Genomic DNA, 2,686 nt, shown 5'->3' with positions numbered 1-2,686 from the left:
GCGCCGGACGCGCTGGCCGGGCTGGAGACGCCGGACGCGGTGTTCGTCGGCGGCGGCGTGAGCGTCGACGGGGTGTTGACCACCTGCCGGGACGCGCTGCGGCCGGGCGGCAGGATCGTCGCCAACGGTGTCACCGTCGAGGCGGAGCGGGCGTTGGCCGACGCCCACGCCGCGTACGGGGGAGAGCTGTCCCGATTGTCCGTTCAGCGTGCGGCGCCGCTCGGTGGGTTCACCGGGTGGGAGACCGCGCGCACCGTGACCCAGTGGAGCGTGCGCACATGACCGTGCATTTCATCGGCGCCGGCCCCGGCGCCGCCGACCTGATCACCGTGCGGGGGCAGGAGACCCTGTCGTCCTGCGGGGTGTGCCTGTATCCCGGCAGCCTCACCCCGACCGAGCTGCTCAAGCACTGCCCGGACGACGCGCGGCTGATCGACACCGCCGACCTGACGCTCGACCAGATCCTCGACGAGCTGGTGCGCGCGCACGGCGAGGGGCTGGACGTGGCGCGGCTGTGCTCCGGCGACCCGGCGGTGTACAGCGCGGTGGCCGAGCAGATGCGGCGGCTCGACGCGGCGGGCGTGCCGTACGACGTGACGCCCGGGGTGCCCGCGTTCTCCGCCGCCGCGGCGGTGCTGGGGCGGGAGCTGACCGTGCCGACGGTGGGGCAGAGTGTGGTGCTCACCCGCGCGCAGGCGCGCTCGACGTCCATGCCGGAGGGTGAGGACCTGGCCACCCTCGGCGCGAGCCGCACCACCCTGGTGCTGCACCTGGCGGTGAACCGCATCGAGCAGTGCGTGGACGAGCTGCTGCCGAACTACGGCGCCGACTGCCCGGCCGCCGTGGTCGCCCACGCCACCCAACCGGGCGAGATCGTGCTGCACGGCACCCTGGGCGACATCGCGGGCCAACTCCGCGACGCGGGCATCAAAAAGTCCGCCGTCGTCATCGTCGGCGACGTCCTCGCCGCGGAGAACTACCCGGACAGCTTCCTCTACTCCAAGGGCCGCGACCGCACCACCCGCCCCTGACCCCACCCACCCCGCGAGTCGCCACCCCAGCCCCGCGAGTTGACGCTCCAGGCCCGCGAGTTGCCATCAGGTGCCCGCGAGTTGCCGTTCCGGGGCCGCGAGTTGTCACTTCAGGCCAGGGAGTCGACGCTTCAGGCAGCGAGTTGTCGCCGTGCGTGCGAGTGGCCACTCCGCGCTCCCGAGGAGATACGTCGGCAAGGACCGGTTCCCGGAGCCCCGCCCCCGGCCTCGGCTTGGTGACGGACCGCCATCGGACGTCAACTCGCAGGCGTACGGCGGCGACTCGCGGGTACATGGCGGCGACTCGCAGGGCTGGAGCGTCAACTCGCGGACATGCAGGGCCGACTCGCGGGCCTGGAGTGGCGACTCGCGGGGCTGGGGTGGCGACTCGCGGGGTTAGGGGCCGGCGCGGCCGACGAGGGTGCCCGCGCGGTCGACGGCGACGACGTCGACCGTGACGGGGGCGTCGGCCAGGATGTCGGCGGCCGCCCGGCGGGCGCGTTCAGCGACCAGGTCGCCGAGGGGCACGTCGTGTTCGTGGGCGAAATCCAGGGCGTGCAGGGCGGTGTTGGCACCGCCGATCTCGGCGGCCAGGGCCTCGTGCCCGGACTCCCGCGCCAGACCGGCGAGCACGTCCAGGTCCACCTGGGAGCGCTTGGAGTGCAGGTCCAGGTGTCCGGCGGCCAGTTTCGACATCTTGGCGAACCCGCCCGCGATGGACAGCCGGGGCACCGGGTGGCGGCGCACGTACTTCAGCACCGCGCCCGCGAAGTCGCCCATGTCCAGCAGCGCCGTGTCCGGCAGCCCGTACAGCTCGGTGACCACCTTCTCCGAGGTGCTGCCCACCGCCCCCGCGACGTGGGTGTGCCCCAGCGCGCGGGCGACGTCCACACCCCGGCGGATGCTGTCGATCCACGCCGAGCACGAGTACGGCACCACCACGCCGGTGGTGCCCAGCACGGACAGCCCGCCGACGATGCCCAGCCGCGGGTTCCAGGTGTGCCGGGCCATCTCCTCGCCGTGCGGCACGGACAGCTCCACCACCACATCGGGTGAGTCGCCACCGCCGTGTTCGGCGGCGACCCGCCGCACGGCGTCGGTCATCAGCTCCCGCGGCACCGGGTTGACCGCGGGTTCGCCGACCTCCAGCGGCAAACCGGGCAGGGTGACGGTGCCCACCCCCGGACCGGCGCGGAACGTCACACCCGTACCCGGCTCCCCCGCCCGCACGGTGGACACGATCAGCGCGCCGTGGGTGACGTCCGGGTCGTCCCCGGCGTCCTTGATCACCCCGGCGCTGGCGGAGCCGTCCCGCAGCTCCTCGGTGGCCAGGGCGAAGGCCGGTCGCCTGCCCTTGGGCAGCGCGATCGACACCGGGTCGGGGAACTCGCCGGTCAGCAGCGCGGTGTAGGCGGCGTTGGTCGCCGCCGTCGCGCAGGCACCGGTGGTCCAGCCGTAGCGCAGGTCCGTCACACTCTCACCGTGTCCAGTATCCCCCATCGCGTGCTGATCCTCGGCGGCACCTCCGAGGCCCGGGCGTTGGCCGCCGCGCTCGTGGCCGACGGTGTGCCGGTGACCTCCTCACTCGCCGGGCGCGTGGCCCGGCCCCGGATGCCCGAGGGCGAGGTGCGGGTCGGCGGGTTCGGCGGCCCGGA

Annotated in this window: 3 protein-coding genes and 1 pseudogene; 3 read left to right on the top strand and 1 reads right to left on the bottom strand. The window is 74.0% G+C overall.

Annotated features, from left to right (window positions below; all coding sequences use genetic code 11):
- Window positions 1–282, top strand: a pseudogene (locus SACHA_RS25050) (cobalamin biosynthesis bifunctional protein CbiET); the annotation flags it as partial.
- Window positions 279–1,031, top strand: a complete 753-nt coding sequence (gene cobM, locus SACHA_RS0107065; RefSeq protein WP_028662957.1) for a precorrin-4 C(11)-methyltransferase — start codon at window positions 279–281, stop codon at window positions 1,029–1,031. The pseudogene SACHA_RS25050 and the gene cobM, both read left to right, overlap by 4 nt.
- Window positions 1,032–1,427: 396 nt before the next feature.
- Here the strand turns inward: cobM and SACHA_RS0107060 are convergent, their stop codons facing one another.
- The gene (locus SACHA_RS0107060) at window positions 1,428–2,531 is read right to left on the bottom strand and encodes a cobalt-precorrin-5B (C(1))-methyltransferase (protein WP_039738239.1); all 1,104 of its coding nucleotides are present in this window, start codon (window positions 2,529–2,531) and stop codon (window positions 1,428–1,430) included.
- 3 nt (window positions 2,532–2,534) lie between these two features.
- Here SACHA_RS0107060 and SACHA_RS26035 point away from each other — a divergent pair.
- Window positions 2,535–2,686: precorrin-6A/cobalt-precorrin-6A reductase (locus SACHA_RS26035; RefSeq protein ID WP_232211829.1), on the top strand; the 152-nt coding region annotated here is incomplete at its 3' end.

The sequence above is a fragment of the Saccharomonospora halophila 8 genome, from assembly GCF_000383775.1.
GTDB classification, from domain to species: Bacteria; Actinomycetota; Actinomycetes; order Mycobacteriales; family Pseudonocardiaceae; genus Saccharomonospora; species Saccharomonospora halophila.
The sequence above is the reverse complement of the archived record's forward strand: the minus strand, read 5'-3'. Positions and strand labels throughout refer to the sequence as shown.

Excerpts from the sequence above, each read along its gene's own strand:
- cobM (WP_028662957.1), top strand. The coding sequence starts at position 279 with ATGACCGTGCATTTCATCGGCGCCGGCCCCGGCGCCGCCGACCTGATC.
- SACHA_RS0107060 (WP_039738239.1), bottom strand. The coding sequence starts at position 2,531 with ATGGGGGATACTGGACACGGTGAGAGTGTGACGGACCTGCGCTACGGC.